This window comes from Roseibium litorale (assembly GCF_014842915.1).
In the GTDB taxonomy this organism is placed as follows: Bacteria; Pseudomonadota; Alphaproteobacteria; order Rhizobiales; family Stappiaceae; genus Roseibium; species Roseibium litorale.
Genome location: NZ_JACYXI010000002.1, coordinates 412823 through 434744 on the forward strand (window position 1 = coordinate 412823; position 21922 = coordinate 434744).

The 21922-nt window shown below is 60.3% G+C and carries 18 protein-coding genes; all 18 read right to left on the reverse strand.

Annotated features, from left to right (window positions below):
* Positions 1-6 precede the first annotated feature (6 nt).
* Positions 7-570, reverse strand: coding sequence for a ribosome recycling factor (frr, locus tag IG616_RS05870; protein ID WP_192147189.1), 564 nt, complete (start codon positions 568-570; stop codon positions 7-9).
* Positions 571-681: 111 nt separating this feature from the next.
* Positions 682-1401, reverse strand: coding sequence for a UMP kinase (pyrH, locus tag IG616_RS05875; protein WP_192147190.1), 720 nt, complete (start codon positions 1399-1401; stop codon positions 682-684).
* Positions 1402-1471: 70 nt separating this feature from the next.
* Positions 1472-2395 (reverse strand): translation elongation factor Ts, encoded by a 924-nt coding sequence (gene tsf / locus IG616_RS05880; RefSeq protein ID WP_192147191.1) that lies wholly within the window; start codon positions 2393-2395, stop codon positions 1472-1474.
* 147 nt (positions 2396-2542) lie between these two features.
* Entirely contained in the window at positions 2543-3316 is a 774-nt protein-coding gene (rpsB, locus tag IG616_RS05885; protein ID WP_192147192.1) for a 30S ribosomal protein S2, read from the reverse strand.
* Positions 3317-3689: 373 nt separating this feature from the next.
* Positions 3690-7154: a DNA polymerase III subunit alpha gene (dnaE, locus tag IG616_RS05890; RefSeq protein WP_192147193.1), complete on the reverse strand. Its 3465-nt coding sequence runs from the start codon at positions 7152-7154 to the stop codon at positions 3690-3692.
* Positions 7155-7600: 446 nt separating this feature from the next.
* On the reverse strand, positions 7601-8320 hold the full coding sequence (locus IG616_RS05895) for an ABC transporter ATP-binding protein (RefSeq protein WP_216863286.1): 720 nt from the start codon (positions 8318-8320) through the stop codon (positions 7601-7603).
* A gap of 29 nt (positions 8321-8349) precedes the next feature.
* Positions 8350-9645, reverse strand: coding sequence for a lipoprotein-releasing ABC transporter permease subunit (locus IG616_RS05900; RefSeq protein WP_192147195.1), 1296 nt, complete (start codon positions 9643-9645; stop codon positions 8350-8352).
* A gap of 59 nt (positions 9646-9704) precedes the next feature.
* On the reverse strand, positions 9705-11036 hold the full coding sequence (gene proS, locus IG616_RS05905) for a proline--tRNA ligase (protein WP_192147196.1): 1332 nt from the start codon (positions 11034-11036) through the stop codon (positions 9705-9707).
* Between the two features lie 606 nt (positions 11037-11642).
* Entirely contained in the window at positions 11643-12197 is a 555-nt protein-coding gene (locus tag IG616_RS05910) for a hypothetical protein (RefSeq protein ID WP_192147197.1), read from the reverse strand.
* 199 nt (positions 12198-12396) lie between these two features.
* Positions 12397-12678, reverse strand: a complete 282-nt coding sequence (locus tag IG616_RS05915) for a DUF1467 family protein (RefSeq protein WP_192147198.1) — start codon at positions 12676-12678, stop codon at positions 12397-12399.
* A gap of 116 nt (positions 12679-12794) precedes the next feature.
* On the reverse strand, positions 12795-13199 hold the full coding sequence (gene mce / locus IG616_RS05920) for a methylmalonyl-CoA epimerase (RefSeq protein WP_192147199.1): 405 nt from the start codon (positions 13197-13199) through the stop codon (positions 12795-12797).
* Positions 13200-13257: 58 nt separating this feature from the next.
* Positions 13258-14925, reverse strand: a complete 1668-nt coding sequence (locus IG616_RS05925; protein ID WP_192147200.1) for a ribonuclease J — start codon at positions 14923-14925, stop codon at positions 13258-13260.
* Between the two features lie 120 nt (positions 14926-15045).
* A complete protein-coding gene (locus IG616_RS05930; protein ID WP_192147201.1) occupies positions 15046-15837 on the reverse strand; it encodes a biotin--[acetyl-CoA-carboxylase] ligase in 792 nt (263 codons plus the stop codon).
* A 17-nt stretch (positions 15838-15854) separates the two neighbouring features.
* A complete protein-coding gene (gene nuoN / locus IG616_RS05935; RefSeq protein ID WP_192147202.1) occupies positions 15855-17297 on the reverse strand; it encodes an NADH-quinone oxidoreductase subunit NuoN in 1443 nt (480 codons plus the stop codon).
* A 24-nt stretch (positions 17298-17321) separates the two neighbouring features.
* A complete protein-coding gene (locus tag IG616_RS05940) occupies positions 17322-18842 on the reverse strand; it encodes an NADH-quinone oxidoreductase subunit M (protein WP_192147203.1) in 1521 nt (506 codons plus the stop codon).
* A complete protein-coding gene (gene nuoL, locus IG616_RS05945; RefSeq protein ID WP_192147204.1) occupies positions 18842-20866 on the reverse strand; it encodes an NADH-quinone oxidoreductase subunit L in 2025 nt (674 codons plus the stop codon). The genes IG616_RS05940 and nuoL overlap by 1 nt, the downstream gene beginning before the upstream one ends.
* Positions 20867-20872: 6 nt before the next feature.
* Complete coding sequence (gene nuoK / locus IG616_RS05950) at positions 20873-21181, reverse strand: NADH-quinone oxidoreductase subunit NuoK (protein ID WP_073015470.1); 309 nt, start codon at positions 21179-21181, stop codon at positions 20873-20875.
* Positions 21182-21278: 97 nt separating this feature from the next.
* The gene (locus tag IG616_RS05955) at positions 21279-21893 is read right to left on the reverse strand and encodes an NADH-quinone oxidoreductase subunit J (protein WP_192147205.1); all 615 of its coding nucleotides are present in this window, start codon (positions 21891-21893) and stop codon (positions 21279-21281) included.
* Positions 21894-21922: the final 29 nt, after the last annotated feature.

The following is a 21922-nucleotide window of genomic DNA, read 5'->3' on the forward strand; positions in this document are numbered from 1 at the left end:
AGGTCATCAGACCTGAGAAATTTCCTGCTCTTTCTTGGCGAGCATTACATCAACCTCGGTAATCATACCATCGGTCAGCTTCTGAATCTCGTCAGAAGCAACCCGGCTGTCGTCCTGGCTGATGTCGCCGTCCTTTTCCAGCTTCTTTGCCGTATCCATACCGTCGCGGCGGACGTGACGGATAGAGACCTTGGCGGCCTCGGCATATTTGTGAGCGACCTTGATCAGCTCCTGGCGGCGTTCCTGGTTCAGTTCCGGGATCGGCAGGCGCAGCAGCTGGCCATCGATCACCGGATTGAGGCCCAGGTTGGATTCACGGATGGCCTTTTCGACAGCCGAAACCATGCCCTTGTCCCAGACCTGAACGGCAAGCATGCGCGGCTCGGGAACGGAGACGGTCGCAACCTGGCTGACCGGCATGGACTGGCCATAGGCCTGAACAACAATGGGATCCATCATGCTGGCCGAGGCACGGCCGGTCCGCAGGCCGGCGAATTCGGTCTTCAGAACACCAAGCGCACCATTCATACGGCGCTTGAGATCGTCCATGTCCACACCTTCTACAGGCATAACTTCCTCGCTTATATCTTGCTTTGGTGGCTCAGAGAGTCACGGCCGGCGCCAAAATCGCACACTCGTGCTGAAACACAAGTCCTTGCGCCGGAGTTATTGGCAAAAGAATCAGCTCCCGACAACCGTATAACGGCCGGTTTCCTGAAGCACAGCAACCAGAGCCCCCGGCTCATGGATGCGGAAAACAATCACGGGAATGTTGTTGTCGCGCGCAAGAGCGATGGCTGTGGTGTCCATGACCTTGAGATTGCGCTGGATCACATCCTCGAACCTCAGCGTATCATAGCGCTCGGCCTCCGGATTGATCTTCGGATCTTCCGAGTAGATGCCATCGACCTGCGTGCCCTTCAGGAAGGCATCGCAGCGCATTTCGGCGGCGCGCAGGGCCGCTCCGGAATCGGTCGTGAAGAACGGGTTGCCCGTGCCGCCGGCAAAGACGATCACGTCACCATCTTCCATGTAGCGCTCGGCCACTCGCTGGGAAAAGGTTTCGCAGATGGAGGGAACGGAAACGGCGGACAGAACACGGGCCTGAACCTTGTGGCGCCGCAGGGCGTCGGCAAGCGTCAGGGAGTTCATGATGGTCGCCAGCATACCCATATGGTCGCCGGTGACCCGGTTGCCGCCCTTGGCCGCTACAGCGACACCGCGGAAGATGTTGCCGCCACCGACAACGACCCCTACCTGACACCCCAGAGCAACCGCATCTGCAATTTCCTTGGCGATCCGCTCCACCACCATCGGATCGATCCCGAATGACTGGCTGCCCATCAGGGCTTCACCGGAGAGCTTCAGCAGCACGCGTTTCCAGCGCAGGGGCTTGGTCATGTCGCAACCTTCTCTTTTGTTGTTCCTTCTAAAAAAAAGCGCCGGACAATGCCGGCGCTTTTCGATGGGATCAGTTCCCTGCGGCTGCCGCCACTTCCGCGGCGAAGTCCGTCTCTTCCTTCTCGATCCCTTCGCCGAGAGCGAAGCGGACGAAAGCGGTGAGCTTGACCGGGGTGCCAAGTTCCTTGGCCAGGGCTTCTACAGCCTGCTCGACGGTCAGATCCGGGTTGATGACGAAAGCCTGCTTGATCAGCGTGACTTCCTCATAGAACTTGCGGATACGGCCTTCGACCATCTTTTCAATGATGTTGTCCGGCTTGCCGGATTCGCGGGCCTGCTCGATGAACACATTGCGCTCACGCTCGACAACAGCCGGATCCAGAGAATCGGTGTTCAGAGCCAGCGGGCTGGTCGCAGCAACGTGCATGGCGATCTGACGGCCGAGAGTGTTCAGCTTGTCCTTGTCGCCTGCAGATTCCAGAGCGACCAGAACGCCGATCTTGCCGAGGCCTTCAGCAGCAGCGTTGTGGACGTAGGAAGCAACAACGCCTTCAGAAACGGTCAGCAGAGCCACGCGGCGGAGAGTCATGTTCTCGCCGATGGTCGCGATCGCGTCCTTGATGGCATCTTCAACCGGCTTGCCGGTCGGATAAGCTGCGGCAGCAACGCTTTCCAGCTGGCCGTCGGTGCCCAGAGCAACATTGGCAACATTGCGGACGAGCTCCTGGAAGCCGTCGTTGCGGGCAACGAAGTCGGTTTCGGAGTTCAGCTCGATCACGGCAGCCTTGGCGCCTTCGGAAGCAACACCGACCAGGCCTTCAGCAGCAACGCGGCCAGCCTTCTTCGCAGCCTTTGCGAGGCCCTTGGTGCGCAGCCAGTCAATGGCAGCTTCCATGTCGCCGCCCGACTCGGTCAGGGCGGTCTTGCAGTCCATCATGCCTGCGCCAGACGTCTCGCGCAGCTCTTTTACCATTGCAGCGGTAATGGTGGTCATTGATTGCCTCGTGGATAGGTTGGGGCTGGTCAGCACTTAAAGCATGAGCGCCCGCATCTTTATGACGGAGCCGTAACCGACAGGGTCCGCCCACGACAAAATTTGAAATCCTGGCCGCGGCGTCGATCCGCGGCCAGGACTGATCAATCAGGCTTCAGCAGCTTCTTCGGCTAGAACTTCTTCAACCGGAGCTTCTTCAGAAGCACCGATGTCCATGCCGGAAGCGCCCTGAGCACGGGAAATCCCGTCGATGGCGGCGCGGGTGATCAGGTCGCAGTAAAGCGTGATCGCACGGCCGGCGTCATCGTTACCCGGAACCGGATAGGTGATGCCTTCCGGGTTCGAGTTGGAGTCCAGGATTGCAGCAACCGGGATACCCAGACGGCGGGCTTCCTGGATCGCGTTTGCTTCACGGTTGGTATCGATGATGAAGATCAGGTCCGGGATACCGCCCATGTCCTTGATGCCGCCCAGGTTCCGCTCGAGCTTTTCGCGCTCGCGGTCCATGAACAGACGCTCTTTCTTGGTCAGCGACTTGGAGACGTCCGAGTTCAGGGTCTCTTCAAGCTTGCGCAGACGCTGGATCGAGTTGGAGATGGTCTTCCAGTTGGTCAGCATGCCGCCGAGCCATCGGGCGTTGACGAAGTACTGCGCGGAGTTGCGTGCAGCTTCAGCAACAGCGTCCTGAGCCTGGCGCTTGGTGCCGACGAGCAGAACGCGTCCACCACCGGCAACGGTGTCGCTGACAGCCTTCAGAGCCTGGTGCAGCAGCGGAACGGTCTGTGCCAGATCCATGATGTGAACGTCGTTACGCACACCAAAGATGTACTGGCCCATACGCGGGTTCCAGCGGTGCTTCTGGTGACCAAAGTGAACGCCTGCTTCGAGCAGCTGACGCATGGTGAAATCGGGCAAAGCCATGGCCCAAACTCCTGATGTTTTTCCGGTTATACCTCCGCAAGAGGGAGCCGACGGCGGGAGATCCCGTCCGTCACCGGATGGAGGACATGATTAAGCTCAGCCTCCGCCCCTTGCGTGTGGAATGCGCGCCTTATAGTGGCCGCGTCTGGCAAGTTCAAGCCCAAAGGTCGATTCCACGTCCGATCAGGCCAATTGAACCCACAGCAAAGGCCCGCCAAGGGCGGACATAGCGCGGAACAGCTGTTCACCACCCCGTTTCCAGGAAAACCAAAGCGTCCGGAAGACGGCAACTACATGCTGCACCGTCTTTTCAAGGCAGGAGATTCGCGCCATGGATGCCCCAATCGGCCTGCGGCCCCTCCCGGACAGGGCGTCACGCCATCTGCACGTCCATAACCCCAGGAACGGTCTTCAAGGCACCGGTGATTTCCGGCGAGAGGCGGAACCTGCCAGGAAGGCGCACCTCGACCTCGCGGGCGCCGTTTTCCAGCATCACCACAACGGTCACCTCCCCCTCACCCCGCACCTTCAGATGCCGGGCAAGGCTTGCGATCGGGCGCTCATCACGCATGAAGATGCGCAGGCTGCGCTGAACCCTTGCGGCGGCAACTTCGATCGGGTCCACCTGCTCGATGCGGATGGAGGGCTCGTCATCGCGCAGGTCCGCCCCGACGAGCAGCACCATGGAGCGGCCCGGCTCCAGAACATCCCGGAACTGTTCCAGGCGTTCCTTGAACAGGAGCCCTTCAAATTGGCCGGTCGCATCCGAGAAGCGGACAATCCCCATCTTGGAGCCGGTCTTGGTCTTGCGCTCCTGGCGCGAGATCACCGTGCCGGCAAGACGCCCGGCAGATGCCCCCTTCTTGACCGCTTCGGCAAATTTCGCCCAGGGCTGCACGCGCATCTTTTCCAGAAGCTCGCCATATTCGTCGAGCGGATGGGACGAGAGATAAAAGCCGATGGCGGCATGCTCGCGCTGGAGCTTTTCTTCCGACGTCCAGTTGTTGCTGTCGGGCAGAACCAAAGGCTCCTCTCCGTCACTGCCGCCGAACATGTCATTCTGGCCAAGCGTCCGGTCTTCTTCCGTGCGCTGCGCGAGGCCCATGATCCGGTCCAAGCCTTCCAAAATCCGGGCGCGGTTCTTTTCAAGCTCGTCGAATGCACCTGCGGCGATCAGGTTTTCCATGGTCCGCTTGTTGAGGACCTTGGGGCTGATGCGGCGGCCAAAGTCGCCAAGGCTCTTGAACGGTTTGCCGCCCCGGACCTCGACAATATGCTCCACCGCCTGTTCGCCGACGCCCTTGATGGCACCCATAGCGTAGATGATTTTGCCATCCTGCACGTCGAAATGGACCATGGACCGGTTGATCGATGGCGGCACGATCTCAATCCCCATCCGCCGGGCTTCCTGGCGGAAGTCGCCGAGCTTGTCCGTGTTGCCGAGATCAAGGGTCATGGAAGCAGCCATGAACTCGACCGGGTGGTTCGCCTTCAGCCAGGCCGTATGATAGGAGACGAGCGCATAGGCTGCGGCGTGAGACTTGTTGAAGCCGTAGTTGGCGAATTTCGCCACAAGGTCAAAGATCGTCCCCGCCTGCCCCTTGTCGATGCCCCGTTCGACCGCCCCATCCACGAAGCGGGCACGCTGGATCTCCATCTCCGCGGCAATCTTCTTACCCATGGCGCGGCGCAAAAGGTCAGCTTCCCCGAGGGAGTAGCCGGACAGCACCTGGGCGATCTGCATCACCTGTTCCTGGTAGACGATGATGCCGTTCGTCTCCATCAGGATCGGCTCGAGCAGCGGATGCAGGCAGTCCGGCTCCTGCTCGCCGTGCTTCACGGCGTTATAAACCGGAATGTTCTCCATCGGACCCGGCCGGTAGAGCGCCACCAGCGCGACGATATCCTCGAACCGGTCCGGCTTCATGCCCGCGATGGCGCGGCGCATGCCCTGGCTTTCCAACTGGAACACGCCAAAGGTTTCGCCCCCTGCCAGAAGCTTGTAAGTGGCGGGATCGTCCAGAGGCAGCGCGGCCACATCCACCTTGATGCCCCGGCGCTCGATCAGCTTCACCGCCGTATCGATGACCGTCAGCGTCTTGAGGCCGAGGAAGTCGAATTTCACCAGCCCGGCGTCTTCCACCATCTTCATGTTGAACTGGGCAACCGGCATGTCCGAGCGCGGATCGCGGTAGAGCGGCACAAGCTGTTCGAGAGGCCGGTCGCCGATCACCACACCCGCCGCGTGGGTGGAGGCGTGCCGGTAAAGACCCTCCAGCTTCTGCGCCATCTTGAGAAGCTTGTCGACGATCTCCTCGTCCTCGGCGGCCTGACGCAAGCGCGGCTCGTCGGCGATGGCCTGGCCAAGGGTGACCGGGTTGGCGGGGTTGGCCGGTACCAGCTTGCAGAGCCGGTCGACCTGGCCATAGGGCATTTGCAGCACGCGGCCGACGTCACGCAGCACGGCGCGGGCCTGAAGCGACCCGAAGGTGATGATCTGCGCCACCTGGCCGCGGCCATATTTCTCCTGCACATAGCGGATGACTTCTTCGCGCCGGCTCTGGCAGAAGTCGATGTCGAAGTCGGGCATCGAGACACGTTCCGGGTTGAGGAAGCGCTCGAACAGGAGGGAGAAACGCATGGGATCCAGGTCGGTGATCGTCAGCGACCAGGCCACAAGGGACCCTGCCCCGGACCCGCGGCCCGGACCCACCGGAATGTCATGGGCCTTCGCCCATTTGATGAAGTCCGCAACGATCAGGAAGTAGCCCGGAAACTTCATCCGGTCGATGATGCCGAGTTCATAGTCGAGCCGGTCCCAATAGTCCTTCTCGGTCAGGCCCGGGGCGAGGCCATGGACATCAAGACGCATCTGCAGGCCCTCGCGGGCCTGACGGAAGAGTTCGGCAGTCTCGGCCTTTACCGCTTCTTCCGGGTCGGCATCCGCCCCGGCAAAGCGCGGCAGGATCGGATCGCGGCGCAGGGGCCGGTAGCTGCAGCGCTGCGCGATCTCGATCGTCGAGGCAACAGCCTCCGGGAGATCGGCAAACAATTCAACCATTTCCGCCCGGCTCTTGAAGTAATGCTCCGGCGTCAGACGGCGGCGGTCCGCCTCGATGAGGACACGGCCTTCGGAAATACAGATCAAGGCATCATGGGCTTCATAATCCTCCCGCTTGGGGAAGAAGGCCTCGTTCGTGGCCACCAGCGGCAGACCGAGGTCATAGGCCAGATCCAGGAACGCATCCTCGGTCTTGCGCTCGCTCTCCATACCGTGGCGCTGGATCTCGACATAACACCGCCCGGAGAACGCTCCGGCCAGTGTTGCAAGGCGCCCGCGGGCAAGATCCTTTCTCCCCACCAGAAGAGGCTTGCCCACCGCCCCAAGACTGCCGCCGGTCAGACAGATCAGCCCGTCCGATTTTTCAAGGAGGTAGCTGTGGGTGACATGGGGTTTCAGCCCGGTATCCGTGTCGAGATACGCCCTCGACGTAAGCTCCATCAAATTGCCATAGCTCTGCTCGTCCATGGCAAGAAGCACAAGGTCGCCAAGATCCGGTTCGCTGCGGCGTTCTTCCGGGGTCCGGTCCTCAAAGGCGACAGACAGCTGGCAGCCAATGATCGGCTGGATGCCCGATCCCCAGGCCTTGCCCGAAAATTCCTGAGCACCAAAGAGGTTTCCGCTGTCGGTGATCGCAAGGGCGGGCTGATCGTCAGCCTTGGCCAGATCCAGCAGCTTCTTGATCGGCAAGGCCCCTTCAAGAAGTGAAAGTGCCGAATGCACCCTGAGATGCACGAACCCGGCGCCGGACGGCGGAACAGTGCTTTCGGATGTCATGGCGGGGCTCCCTCAGCGGGTGAATAATTTCTCCATCCCACATGACCTGCCGAAGGCGCTTCTGTCGACCTTTCAAACCCAATTCCCACAAAAGGTCACAGGTCTTTACCGGCCCTTCAGGCTCTCATTCGCGGCAGCCAGAAGAACGGCGCCCCTCAGTTGAGCGGCATCAGCACATCGCTCCAGACCATGATGGTGGCGCAGAAGAGAACCAGGGAACCGAAGGCGGCGAAATCACGAGCCACATGAAACATACTTACCTCCTGCAAAAACCAAGAACCTCATCACCAGGAGAGTATGTTTTTATTTTGTTCTCTTTGCAATCCCCTTTTGTTCTTATTTCTTGACTTTGCTTACCAAAAGGTAACCACGCCATCCAGGGAATTGATTCCTAGTAGGAAATCCGCATCCGCCTTGCTGATGGAACAGCCAGTCGGCTGCAGCTTTTATAGGTCCACCGGGATCACCTGTCCGCCGGACAGGGTGATGCAGCGGTCCATCCGGCCGGCAAGTTCCATGTTGTGGGTTGCAAAAAGCGTTGCGACACCTGAGGCCCGGACCAGCGCCTGCAGTGCATCAAAGACGTAGTTCGCCGTCGTCGGGTCGAGATTGCCGGTCGGCTCATCAAGAAGCAGAAGCCGCGGCGCATTGGCAACAGCGCGGGCCACAGCCACACGCTGCTGCTCGCCCCCCGACAACTCCGAAGGCCGGTGGCTGGAGCGGTTGCCCATGCGCATATAATCCAGCAATTGCTGCGCCCGCGCAGCCGCATCCTTACGGCCAAGGCCATTAATCATCTGCGGCACCATCACGTTTTCCAAAGCTGTGAACTCGGGAAGGAGATGGTGGAACTGATAGACAAAGCCCACATCGGACCGGCGGATGCGCGTGCGGGCATCGTCCCCAAGGTCGGCGCAATCCACACCGCCAATCAGGACAGCGCCCTCGTCCGGATGCTCCAACAGGCCCGCAATATGAAGCAGCGTCGACTTCCCCGTTCCGGAGGGCGCCACCAGCGCCACCATCTCGCCGGGATAGATGGCAAAATTCACATCACTCAGAATCTTCAGCTCGTTCTCGCCTTCGGCAAAGCTGCGCTTCACGCCACGCAGTTCCATGGCAGGAACGGTCGGTCTGGAAGAGGCGCCGGAAGGGGCGTCGGCCATGCGGGTCTCCACAGGTGTGTCTATGGGGGTCATTCGTATCTGAGGGCTTCGACCGGGTCGAGGCGGGCGGCGCGCCAGGCCGGATAGACCGTGGCAATGAGAGAGAGAACAAGCGCCATCACCAGCACCATGGTCGTCTCGCCATTGTCGATTTCCGCCGGCAGCTTCGACAGGAAATAGAGCGTCGGGTCAAACAGCTGGGTTGCCGTCAGCCAGGAGACGAACTGCCGGATGCTCTCGATGTTGAGACACACCACCATTCCCAGCAGGAACCCGGCCAAAGTGCCAACCACGCCGATGCTGGCGCCGGTTATCAGGAAGATCCGCATCACCGCACCCCGGGTCGCCCCCATGGTGCGCAGGATAGCGATGTCCCTGCCCTTGTCCTTCACCAGCATGATGAGACCGGAGATGATGTTGAGAGCCGCTACCAGAACGATCAGGGTCAGGATAATGAACATGACGTTCCGCTCCACTTCCAGAGCGGAGAAGAAGGTCACGTTGCGCTGGCGCCAGTCGGTCACAAGCGCAGGCCGGGCAGCGGCGTCCTCGATCGGCTGGCGCATCAGGCCGACCGCATCCGGGTCGGTGACATAAAGCTCGATACCGGTCGCCTTGCCCTCCATGTTGAAAAAGGCCTGTGCCTCTTCAAAGGGCATGAAGACGAAGGTGCCGTCATACTCGCTCATTCCGATCTCGAAGATAGCGACAACCGGATAGGCCTTGCGCCGGGGCATGATGCCCATCGGGGTCACGCTGCCGCCGGGAGAGATGATGGTGACGTTGTCGCCGAGGCTGACGCCCAGCTGCTGGGCCATGCGGGTGCCGATGGCGATGCCGTTGCTGCTGTCGAAATCATCGAAGCTGCCCGCGCGCACATTGTCGGCAACAAGATGCAGCTTGCGCAGGCCGTCTTCCTGAACGCCGCGCACCAGCCCGCCAAGGCTGCTGCCGGGACCGGACACCAGTGCCTGCCCTTCCACGAAGGGGATGGCGCTAACGACGCCCGGAACCCCTTCGATTCGCTGGCTGACCGCATCATAGTCCGTCAGCGGGGTGTCGATCGGCTGCACCAGCATGTGGCCGTTGATGCCGAGGATCTTGCCCAGAAGCTCTGTGCGGAAGCCGTTCATCACCGCCATGACAATGATGAGGGTGGCGACGCCGAGCATGATGCCGACAAAAGAGAAGCCCGCGATCACGGAAATGAACGTCTCCTTGCGCCGGGACCTCAGGTACCGGCTGGCGATCATCCATTCGAAGGCAGCAAACGGCGTCGTGCGGCCTGCCGCTTCCCCCATGCTGGAACTCTTGTCCGCGCTCATGCGTCGTCCACCTGCTTGTATCCCCCGCGAATCCCTCCGCCGAGGATCGGGGACTGCGGTTAAACCGTCAATGCCGCTTTCAGTTTGTCGAAGGTGGCTTCTGGGGACAGAAGCTCCTTCTCGCCGGTACGGCGGTCCTTCACCTCAAGCACACCGTCCTTCAGGCCGCGCGGACCTGCGACCACCTGATACGGCAGACCGATCAGATCCATGGTCGCGAACTTTGACCCGGCCCGGTTGTCGGTGTCATCGTAAAGCACCTCGATGCCCGCAGCTTCCAGCTTGGCATAAAGCGCCTCACAGGCAGCGTCAGACAGATCGTCGCCCGGCTTCAAATTGATCAGCCCAACATGGAACGGAGCAATCGACGCCGGCCAGATGATGCCGTTCTCGTCATGGTTCGCCTCGATGATGGCGCCAAGAAGACGGGAAACACCAACGCCGTAGGACCCCATATGCACCGGAACTTCCGTGCCTTCGGAGGTCGCTACCTTCGCGCCCATCGGCTCGGAATATTTGGTGCCGAAATAGAAAGTCTGGCCGACCTCAATGCCACGGGCGGAAATGCGCTTGTCTTCGGGAACACTGCGCTCGAACTCGGCCATGTCGACAACGTCTTCCGTTGCCGCATAATGGGAAGTCCAGTCCTTGACGATCGGTGTCAGGTCGCCGCTGAAGTCCAGATCCTCGCCCGGCACGTCCTTGGTCAGGTAATCCGCATGGCAGAACACGGCGCTTTCGCCGGTCTCCGCCAGAACGATGAACTCATGGCTGAGATCGCCGCCGATAGGGCCGGTTTCAGCCCGCATCGGAATAGCGGTCAGACCCATGCGCTTGTAGGTGCGCAAGTAAGCAACAAACATGCGGTTATAGGATTCGACCGCCTTTTCCTGATCGATATCGAAGGAATAGGCGTCCTTCATCAGGAACTCGCGTCCGCGCATGACGCCGAAACGGGGCCGCACTTCATCCCGGAATTTCCACTGGATGTGATAGAGGTTCAGCGGCAGATCCTTATAGGAGCGCACATAGGACCGGAAAATATCCGTGATCATCTCCTCGTTGGTCGGTCCATAGAGCATGTCGCGCTCATGACGGTCCTGGATGCGCAGCATTTCCTTGCCATAGGCATCATAGCGCCCACTTTCGCGCCACAGATCGGCGGATTGCAGGGTCGGCATCAAAAGCTGGATCGCCCCGGCGCGCGCCTGCTCTTCCTCGACGATTCGCTCGATCTTGCGCAGGATGCGGTGCCCTAGAGGAAGCCAGGAGTAGATCCCCGCAGACTGCTGGCGGATCATGCCGGCACGAAGCATCAGGCGGTGCGAAACGATTTCCGCTTCCTTGGGCGTTTCCTTCAAAATGGGCAGGAAATAGCGGGACAGGCGCATATGGGGTCTCTCAGGTCAGAACTTGGGCCGCAAAATGCGGCGCGTGGCGCAGTGAAACCGCAAGCCCGCGGCAAAAACAAGTCCGAAGCATGCGAAGCTTGCAGAAATCCGCGAAAAAGCCCGTCAGTCTTCAATGATTGAAACCCAAACGAAAACAAAGCGAAGCTGCCTCCCTTACCGGCAAGCAAAAAGTTTGTGCTGACACGCACAAATAGATGACAAGCTGATTTCATTCAGCTAGTGTCCGTCTGCATAAGAACAAGGGCTCTGGTTAGTTCTACTGATTGGCAGCCCGTTACAGGCATCGCGGTCTGAGTCTTGGGAGGAAGATCTCTCTGGCGCACCGTAAGGTTCGCAGCCGCCCCATGAGTGTCAAAGCTTGATGAGGGATGAGAGGTAATTAGACGCGGAACTAAATTGGCAGGGCTTCGGCTCTGCTTTTTTTTTGAATTCTTCAGGTGTTCTACAAAACGGATTTGTCCGGCGCGCGCCTTTCCACGCTGCCCTGCAAGTCTCCCGCGTCACCGCCTAATATTCAGCCACGCATCCGGGAACGGCCCGTCAACCTGCAAGCTGTCTACCCATGGATGAGGGTCGGCTGGCAGCCTAGCGAAGATGCCTCCGCAGGGCAAAAACCAGCAAGACCAGAAGCAGAAGACCACCAAAGGCAAAGGGAAAGACGGCGGCCCCAGCCTCCGGACTGAAGGCAACGCTCCAGACGGACTTCAAAGCCGCGCCTGCAGCGGCAGCGATTAGACCCAGCTTCCACGAGTGTTTCCAGAACGCGGCTGCCAGCGCCGCGCAATAGAGCACGACGGCCACCGCTCCCCAGATGTTCTCCAGCGACCAGCCCGACGAGAGCAGCTCCCGCTCCATCGCCAGAAAGCGCAAGACATCCGGTCTCGGCTCAGCGGGAACCGGAAACCAGAACATGGACGACAGAATGGCCAGCACGCTTGCCATTATCCCGGCAAGCGAACGCTTCCATGCGAAGAAACAAAAGGGAATCACGAGCAGCGGACGCGCCACCCAGGACGCCGTGTTCTGGTGCCTTTCAAAGGCCCATGCGAAGAACGCAGCGTTGGAAAAGAAGACCACCAGAAGACAGAGGATGGCGCCGGTAAAGAACATGGCGCCCGCAAGATCCATTTTCCGCGTCATGAGGCAGGAAGTCCTTGTGAGCTCGAACGGTCAGCGGCAAGACCAAGGCATCCCCTGCCCCTTGCGACACAAGCATAAGAGGCATCAAGAGTGTTCACAAGCAATGGAGGCGGATTTTACCGCTCTGACTTTTCCAAACTGAGAGCATCGAGCAGAATGGAAAAATCCCGGTTTACGCAGGCAGGTTCAGCGAGGGCGGTCAGCCGCCGTAGGCCTTTCCGGGCGGACTCGGCAAAGGAATGTCTTCCAGTGTAATCCCGGACTGGCGCAGCCAGAGGAAACCCGCAAAGATCAGCGTTGCCGTGATGGTCGTCGCAATGATGACGCGCCGGAAACGCGGGTGCTCCGGTGCGCTTGGCTCTGAGCCCGGAACCACTTCCCCTGCCTCTTCCTGGGTCCGCCGCATGCCAAAGGGCAGAATGGCGAACAGAATGATCCACCAGATCATGAAATAGGTCGCGAGCGCGAAGGGAATGGACATCGGTCTGAGCCTCAGGCTGGAAACGGGCGCTTGACCTGCGCCCGCTGTCATCTGGAATAGTCACGGCCGGATTTCGAAGGGAATGCAATTCCCATCACCTGGAAACGAACCAGGTATCAGGCCTGTTCGAGCTCCGTCAAAGTACCCAGAAAATCCTTGGGATGCAGGAACAGCACCGGCTTACCGTGGGCACCAATCTTGGGCTCTCCGTCACCCAATACCCGCGCGCCTTGGGCAAGCAGCTTGTCGCGGGCAGCCAGGATATCGTCCACCTCGTAACAGAGGTGGTGGATTCCGCCGGACGGGTTCTTTTCCAGGAACTTGAGGATCGGAGAATTTTCTCCAAGCGGCTCAAGCAGTTCGATCTTCGTGTTGGGAAGGTTGATGAAGACCGTGCTGACGCCATGGTCCGGCTGGGCAACCTTTTCAGAGACGTCCGCTCCAAGTGTGCCGCGATAGACCGCCACAGCTGCTTCCATATCGGAAACCGCAATGGCCACGTGGTTCAAACGTCCGATCATTGCCTCAACCTCCCAATCTCTTGCGGCCATGATCTCACCGGATCTAGCCACCTGCTTCTCATATGCGCGTGACAAGCACCTGGCAAAGCGTCTTTTTGCCCCAGACCTCGACCACCGCGGCACGGGCAGCCCTGCGGGCCGCTTCGCCGATCAGATCCTTGTCCTTGCGGCGGGCCTTGGGAATGCTGGTCACCGCGCCGATCACGGCCTTGGAGATCACATTCTCCATCGGCTCGCCCTCGTCATCCGTGTCCGGCAGGCCCATCAGCGCCATTTCCGGATCGTCCAGCAGTTCGCCTGCCTTGTTGATCACCAGCGACACCACCAGCGCCCCGGCATAGGACAGCTTGCGCCGTTCCTTGACGCCGGTGACCTCCGGATCATCCAGGATCAGACCATCCTTGACGAGGATACCGGACGGCGCTTCGTCGATGATGCCGGCGCTCCCGGCGTTCAGCCGCATGATGTCGCCATTCTTGCCCCGGATCACTTCCCGCACGCCCAAGGAGCGGGCAAAGCGGGCGTGTGCGGCAAGATGCAACGGTTCGCCATGAACAGGAACCGCAACTTTGGGCGAAAGCAGCTTGTAGAGCTGCTCAAGCTCGCCCCGGCGCGGGTGGCCGGACACATGCACCAGCGCATCCCGGTCGGTGACGATGGTCACGTCGGACTTGGACAGGTTGTTCTGAACCGCGCCGACGGCCTTTTCATTGCCCGGAATGGTGCGGGACGAGAATATGACCGTATCGCCCTGAGAAAGTGCAATGTTCCGGTGATCGCCGGAGGCAATGCGCGCCATGGCCGCCCGCTCCTCGCCTTGGGATCCGGTGCACAAAAGCACGGTCTTGTCGCGCGGCAGATAGCCATAGGCTTCTTCATCATGGAACGGCTTCAACCCGTCCAGATATCCAAGCTCACCGGCAATATCGATCACCCGGCGCATGGAGCGGCCGACAACCACCACGTCCCTGTCATTGGCTTCCGCAGCTTCGGCAATCGCCCGGATACGGGCAACGTTGGAGGCGAAGGTAGTGATCGCCACCCGGTGCGGCGCGTTCTTGATGACTTTTTTGAGCTCGACTGCAACATCGCCTTCGCTCGGGCTGACGCCGTCGCGAATGGCATTGGTGCTGTCGCAGATCAGAGCCATCACCCCTTCCCGGCCAAGCTCCGCCAGCCGGTCCAGGTCGATCGGCTTGCCGACACCCGGCGTCATGTCGATCTTCCAGTCGCCCGTGTGCACCACGAGCCCGGCCTCAGTGCGGATCGCCAGAGCGCAGGGCTCCGGGATCGAATGGGTCATGGTGACGAACTCGACATTGAATGGGCCAATGTCGATCCGGTCGCCCTGCTTGACCACGGTCACCGGCACCTTCTCGGCGCCAGGCTCGCTGTCGGCCTTGGTTTCAAGAAGACCGGCAGTAAAGGCGGTCGCATAGACCGGCACCTTCAGATAGGGCCACAGGTGAATGATACCGCCGTAATGATCCTCATGAGCATGGGTGATGACCATGCCAGCGATCCGGTCGGCTTCCTCTTCAAGGAATTTGATGTCCGGGAACACAAGATCGATGCCCGGAAGCTCCGGACCGGCAAAAGACACGCCGCAATCCACCATCAACCAGGAGCGGTCATGCTCCGGGCCAATGCCGTAAAGGGCCATGTTCATTCCAATTTCACCAACGCCGCCGAGCGGCAGAAATACTAAGTCCTTGGCAGATGCCATATAGCGAAGCTCCAATGCCTCCTGATCAGCGGGCCGGGCGCCAGAAGCGGCGAATGCCCACACGCTGATCGATGTTTAGTGTAAGACCATCTCGATGCGTCTTATCCAACGCGAAATGCTCTACGGGATTGAGGGCGAGCCTTCCGGCTGCGAGCCCTGCGGAAAAACGTCACCGGCAAAGATGGTTTGCCGGCTTCCGTTATCAAGGCCGAGGATCAGATGTCCCCGGCTGTCGAGATCAACAAAGGTTCCGGTCTGTTCCCGGTCCCCGTTGCGCACGGTAATCGTCTTACCCAGATGCACCGCGCGCGAAAGCCAGGCTTTCCGGACAGCGTCAAAGCCTCCCGGACGGCGCCAGGCGCCCAGCCTTGCGGCAAGTATACGGGCAAGATGCCCGTGCAGTTCATTCGCCTCGACCCTAAAGCCAAGGCTCATCAGGTCGGTCGACCTGTAAAGCGACAGCTCCGGATGAGCCGCGCAGTTCACACCAAAACCAAGGACAACAGCCAGGCGGCCGTCCTGAAGGGTTTCAGCTTCAAGCAGAATACCGGACAGCTTGGCCCCTTCGACCAAGAGGTCGTTGGGCCATTTCAGACCGGCAAGCTGATGGGTTCCCGCAGCAGCGTCCACCGCCTCGGCCAGGGAAACAGCCGCCACAAGCGGCAATTCGCCAAGCCGGTCCCGGTCTGCCGGATCGATCAGAAGCAGGCTGGCGAACAGATTGCCCTTGAGCGAGAACCAGTCCCTGCCCCGCCGTCCGCGGCCAAGGGTCTGCTCACCGGCCACGACCCAGAGATTGCCCGGATCACCATCGCGCGCATGCTCAAAAGCCAACGTGTTGGTGGAGCCGACACTCTCATGCCATTCAATGCGGAAACCCGGCGCGGGAGGCGCCGGGTTCGCATGTCTCATATCGGGGTTGGGCCGGGTCAGAACAAGGCCCCCGCTGCTGCGGCAGCTCCCTGAACGATCGGACCCGGCATCAGAGCGAAGAAGATGACCACAAGGCTGGACAGGCCGAGCACGACCCGGAGTTCCACGGGCATCTTTTCAAAGGCTTCTGCCGGCTCATCAAAGAACATGACCTTGATGACACGCAGGTAGTAGTAGGCACCGACAACCGAGAGCACGACACCGATCACGGCCAGCGGGTAAAGGCCTGCCTCGACAGCTGCCGAGAAGACATACCACTTGGCGAAGAAACCGGCGAAGGGCGGGATACCGGCGAGCGACCACATCAGGATCGCGAGCAGGATCGCCATCGGCAGGTTGGTGCGCGACAGGCCGGCGAGATCATTGATCTCTTCGACCATGCCGGTCTTGCGGCGCATGGAAAGGATGCAGGCAAAGACGCCGAGGGTCATGGCAAGGTAGATTGCCATGTACACGATCACGCCTTCGACACCCTTCTCAGTGCCGGCTGCCAGACCGACCAGGGCATAGCCCATGTGACCGATCGAGGAATAGGCAATCAGGCGCTTGATGTTGGTCTGGCCGATCGCTGCGAACGCGCCAAGAGCCATCGATGCCAGTGCCACGAAGACGATGACCTGCTGCCACTCATGGGTGACCGGCTGGAAGCCTTCGATCACGACACGGACCAGCAGGCCCATGGCAGCAACCTTCGGAGCAGCCGCCAGGAAGGCTGTGACCGGGGTCGGCGCGCCTTCATAGACGTCCGGCGTCCACATGTGGAATGGAACCGCGGAGATCTTGAAGCACAGGCCAGCCAGAACAAAGGTGAGGCCGATCACGAGACCGATAGATGCGCCTCCATGGGACAGGGCTTCGGAGATCGCGTTGAAGCCGATGTGGCCGGTGAAACCATAGACCAGGGACATGCCGTAGAGCAGCATGCCGGAGGACAGGGCGCCGAGCACGAAGTACTTCAGGCCTGCTTCCGTGGATCGCACGGAATCCCGGTTGATGGCAGCGACCACATAGAGCGCAAGGCTCTGAAGTTCGAGGCCCAGGTACAAGGTGATCATGTCGCCCGCAGACAGCATGAGCATCATGCCGACGGTGGCCAGCACGATCAGAACCGGATACTCGAACTTGTCGAAGGACTGGCTCTTCGCATAGGCCCAGGACATGGCGATGGCGAAGAACGAACCGGTCAAAACCAGAAGCTTGAGGAAATAGGCATATTCGTCGAGGACGAAGGAGCCGCCGAAGGTTTCCCCGAGCCTGGCACCGAAAGGCAGGACAAAGAGCGCGTCAACCGCGATCAGGCCCATGGCGATGCCGTTCACCGGCGCGCTGGACCGCGGACCGCCGAAGACGCCGATCATCAGCAGAACCATCGCGCCGGCAGCCAGGAACAATTCCGGCAGCACGGGCATGAGATCTGGCAAGTGTGTCATCTCGGACATTGGCTTTCTCTCGCCTTCGGTACGTTAGTGCACGGCCGTTGCGGCATGGGACACCTGTCCGGCTGCCTCAAGCGCTGCGTGATAATGGGTGATCAGGTTGTCGACGGCACCCTGGGTCACATCGAGGATCGCCATCGGATAGACACCGAAGAAGATCGTCAGGATGATCATGGGAACCAGGATGACCTTCTCGCGCAGATCCAGATCCAGGATCGACTTCAGGCTTTCCTTCTCCAGCGCACCGAAGACGACGCGGCGGTAGAGGAAGAGCGCATAGGCTGCCGAGAGGATCACGCCGGAGGTCGCGAAGAACGCCACCCAGGTGTTGACTTCGAACGCACCCATGAGGGTCAGGATTTCACCGACGAACCCGGAGGTGCCCGGCAGGCCGACATTGGCCATGGTGAAGATCAGGAACGCCACCGCGTATTTCGGCATCCGGTTAACCAGACCGCCATAGGCCGCAATGTCACGGGTGTGCATCCGGTCATAGATCACGCCAACGCAAAGGAACAGCGCGCTGGCCACGATCCCGTGGGACAGCATCTGGAAGACGCCGCCCTGCACACCCTGCGGGGTCAGGGTGAAAATCCCCATGGTCACGTAGCCCATGTGGGCGACGGACGAATAGGCGATCAGCTTCTTGATGTCTTCCTGAGCCAATGCCACCAGCGAGGTGTAGATGATGGCGATGACGGACAGGGTGTAGATCATCGGCGCGAACATGTCGGAGGCCAGCGGGAACATCGGCAGCGAGAAGCGCAGGAAGCCATAGCCGCCGAGCTTCAGCAGGATACCTGCCAGGATGACCGAACCGGCGGTCGGTGCTTCCACGTGCGCATCCGGCAACCATGTGTGGACCGGCCACATCGGCATCTTCACCGCGAAGGAGGCGAAGAAGGCGATCCAGAGCCAGGTCTGCATGGAGGCCGGGAAGTCATGCTGCAGCAGAACCGTGATGTCCGTGGTGCCGGCTTCCCAGTACATGGCCATGATGGCGACCAGCATCAGCACGGAGCCGAGCAGCGTGTAGAGGAAGAACTTGTAGGACGCATAGACGCGGCGCGCGCCACCCCAGACACCGATGATCAGGAACATCGGGATCAGACCAGCCTCAAAGAACACGTAGAAGGCAACCAGATCCAGGGCACAGAAGACGCCGATCATCAGCGTTTCCAGGATCAGGAAGGCAATCATGTATTCCTTCACCCGCTTCTGCACGCTTTCCCAGGAGGCAAGGATACAAAAGGGCATGAGGAAGGTGGACAGGATGACGAAGAGCACCGAAATGCCGTCAACGCCCATCTTGTAGTTGATGGAACCGCCCAGCCATTCGCTGGTCTCGACCATCTGGAAGCCCGGGTTCGCATAGTCGAACCCGCCCCAGATGAACAGGGACAGAACGAAGGTGAAGACCGTGGTCATCAGAGCCACGAACCGGATGCGGCGCTTGTCGTCCGCTGTCTCCTCAGGCACCAGCAAGATCGCCAGCACCCCTGCCAGCGGCAGGAAGGTCGTGGTGGTTAGGATTGGCCAGTCGATCATCAGTGAGCTCCCCCGACGGTGCCGGCCCCGGTGAACATCGACCAGGTGATGAGGGCCGCCACACCGATCAGCATCGCGAAGGCATAGTGGTAGAGGTATCCGGTCTGGAGCTTGACGACCCAGGTCGTGACATTCTGAACGCGAGCGGCGACGCCGTTCGGGCCGTAACCGTCGATCACCACGCCATCGCCCTTCTTCCAGAGCTGACGGCCGATCCACAGAGCCGGGCGGACGAACAGGAAGTCGTAGAGCTCATCGAAATACCACTTGTTGAGCAGGAACTGGTAGAGACCAGAGAAGTCCTCGGCCAGCTTCTTCGGCGTTTCCGGCGAGCGGATGTAGAACTGGTACGCAACCAGGAACCCGCCAACCATCATGACGAAGGGAGAGACCTTCACCCAGCCCGGCACTTCATGCATCGCATGGAGAACATGGCTGGCCTCAAAGGACGGCAGAGCGCCCTTCCAGAAGGCATCGTAGCCTTCGCCGTAGAACGATCCGAAGAAGACCATCCCTGCGAGCGTTGCGCCGACGGCCAGGATGTAGAGCGGAGCCGTCATCACCAGCGGCGATTCATGCACATGCTTCATCACGTCGACGGAAGCGCGCGGCTTGCCGTGGAAGGTCATGAACGTCAGGCGCCAGGAGTAGAACGAGGTCAGGCCGGCAGCGAAGACGGTCAGCCAGAAGCCGTACTGGGCCATGGCATTGTGACCGGCATAGGCAGCTTCGATGACCGCATCCTTGGAGATGAAGCCGGCAAAACCGATATGGGTGAACGGAATGCCGACACCGGTCAGGGCCACGGTTCCGATGAACATGGTCCAGTAGGTGACCGGAATATGCTTCCGCAACCCGCCCATCTTGCGCATGTCCTGCTCGTCGGAAACGGCGTGAATGACCGAACCGGCGCAAAGGAACAGAAGCGCCTTGAAGAAGGCGTGCGTGAACAGGTGGAACACGGCGACGGAATAGGCACCGACCCCCAGAGCCACGAACATATAGCCGAGCTGCGAACAGGTCGAATAGGCGATCACCCGCTTGATGTCGTTCTGCACCAGACCGACGGTCGCGGCGAAGAAGGCCGTTGTTGCACCGAAGAAGGTGATAACCGTCAGCGCAGTGTGGGACAGTTCGAACAGCGGCGACAGACGGGCGACCATGAAGACACCCGCGGTCACCATCGTTGCGGCGTGGATCAGAGCCGACACAGGCGTCGGGCCTTCCATCGCGTCCGGCAGCCAGGTGTGCAGCAGGAACTGCGCCGACTTACCCATGGCACCCATGAACAGCAGCAGACAGACGACCGTCATCGCGCTGTGGGAGTCCAGATGGTAGCCGAGGAAGTTCAGAACGGTTGCACCGTGTTCGGCAGCGGCTTCCGCACCATGTTCACCGGCAGCGCCGATAACGGCAGGAGCCTTGGCGAAGATGGTGCTGAGGTCGATGCTGTCGAACAGAACGAAGACACCGAAGATGCCAAGGGCGAAGCCAAAGTCACCAACGCGGTTGACGACGAAGGCCTTCATGGCGGCAGCGTTTGCGGAAGGCTTCTGGAACCAGAAGCCGATCAGCAGATACGAGGCTAGACCCACGCCTTCCCAGCCGAAGAACATCTGCAGCAGGTTGTCGGAGGTCACCAGCGACAGCATCGCGAAAGTGAAGAGCGACAGATAGGCGAAGAACCGCGGACGGTGCGGATCGTGGTGCATGTAGCCGATGGAGTAGATGTGAACCAGGGCCGAGACCGAGTTCACCACCACCAGCATGACCACTGTAAGTGTGTCGATGCGCAGGGACCAGGAAACATCAAGCGCGCCGATGGTGATCCACCGCAGCACCTCGACCTGAACAAGGTTGGTTTCGCCGTACCCGATGGAGAAGAACGCGACCCAGGACAGAAGCGCGGCGACGACAACGAGGCCGCTGGTGATGAATTCGCATGCCTTGGCACCGAGCGCCCGGCCGAACAGGCCTGCGATCAGAAAGCCGATCAGAGGCAGGAATACGATTGCGGAGTACATTCGCCCCTAGCCTTTCATCATGTTGATGTCTTCCACGGCAATGGAGCCGCGGTTTCGGTGGAAGACCACCAGGATCGCGAGGCCGATGGCTGCTTCAGCCGCAGCCACGGTCAGAACCAGCATCGTGAAGATCTGGCCCATGAGATCGCCGAGGAATGAAGAGAAGGCGACGAAGTTGATGTTGACGGCAAGGAGCAGCAGCTCCACCGACATCAGGATGACAATCACGTTTTTCCTGTTCAGGAAGATCCCGAAGATCCCGATCGTGAACAGAATGGCCGCGACCGACAGATAGTGCGACAGACCGATTTCCATGGGCGCCTCGCCGTGCTCCCCCTCGTTTAACCTCACCCGGCAACGGCGCGGAGTAACCGCCGCTGCCCGGACTTCATGACTTTGAGCGCTTGACCGCTCAGATACCCTTGCCCGATTCCACCTTGCGGACCTCGATGGAGGTCGAGGGGTTGCGGGCAACCTGCGCGGCAATGCTCTGCCGCTTGACATATTCCTTGTGGCGCAGGGTCAGCACGATGGCACCGATCATGGCCACCAGCAGAACCAGGCCAGCCACCTGGAAGAAGAAGATGTATTTCGTGTAGAGCACGCTGCCGATGGCCTCGATGTTGGACATCTCGGTCAAGGCGGGCGTGGGCTCTGCGCCGTGGTTCAGAACATCCGGAGCGATGACCCAGGCGCCGAGCCCCATGAGCAGCTCAACCAGCAGAATGATGCCGACCAGAGCGCCGACCGGCAGATACTGAAGGAAACCCTGGCGCAGCTCGACGAAGTCGACGTCGAGCATCATCACCACGAACAGGAAGAGAACCGCGACCGCGCCCACGTAGACGACGACCAGCAGCATGGCCAGATATTCGGCACCGAGCATGACAAAGAGCCCGGCGGAGTTACAGAACGCGAGGATCAGAAACAGCACCGAATGGACCGGGTTGCGCGAGGCAATGACCATGAAGGCCGATGCCACCGTCACCCCGGCAAACAGATAGAAGAAAAGCGCGTTCAGGATCATGGGTAGACCTGCCTGTCGTCTGGCCGTTT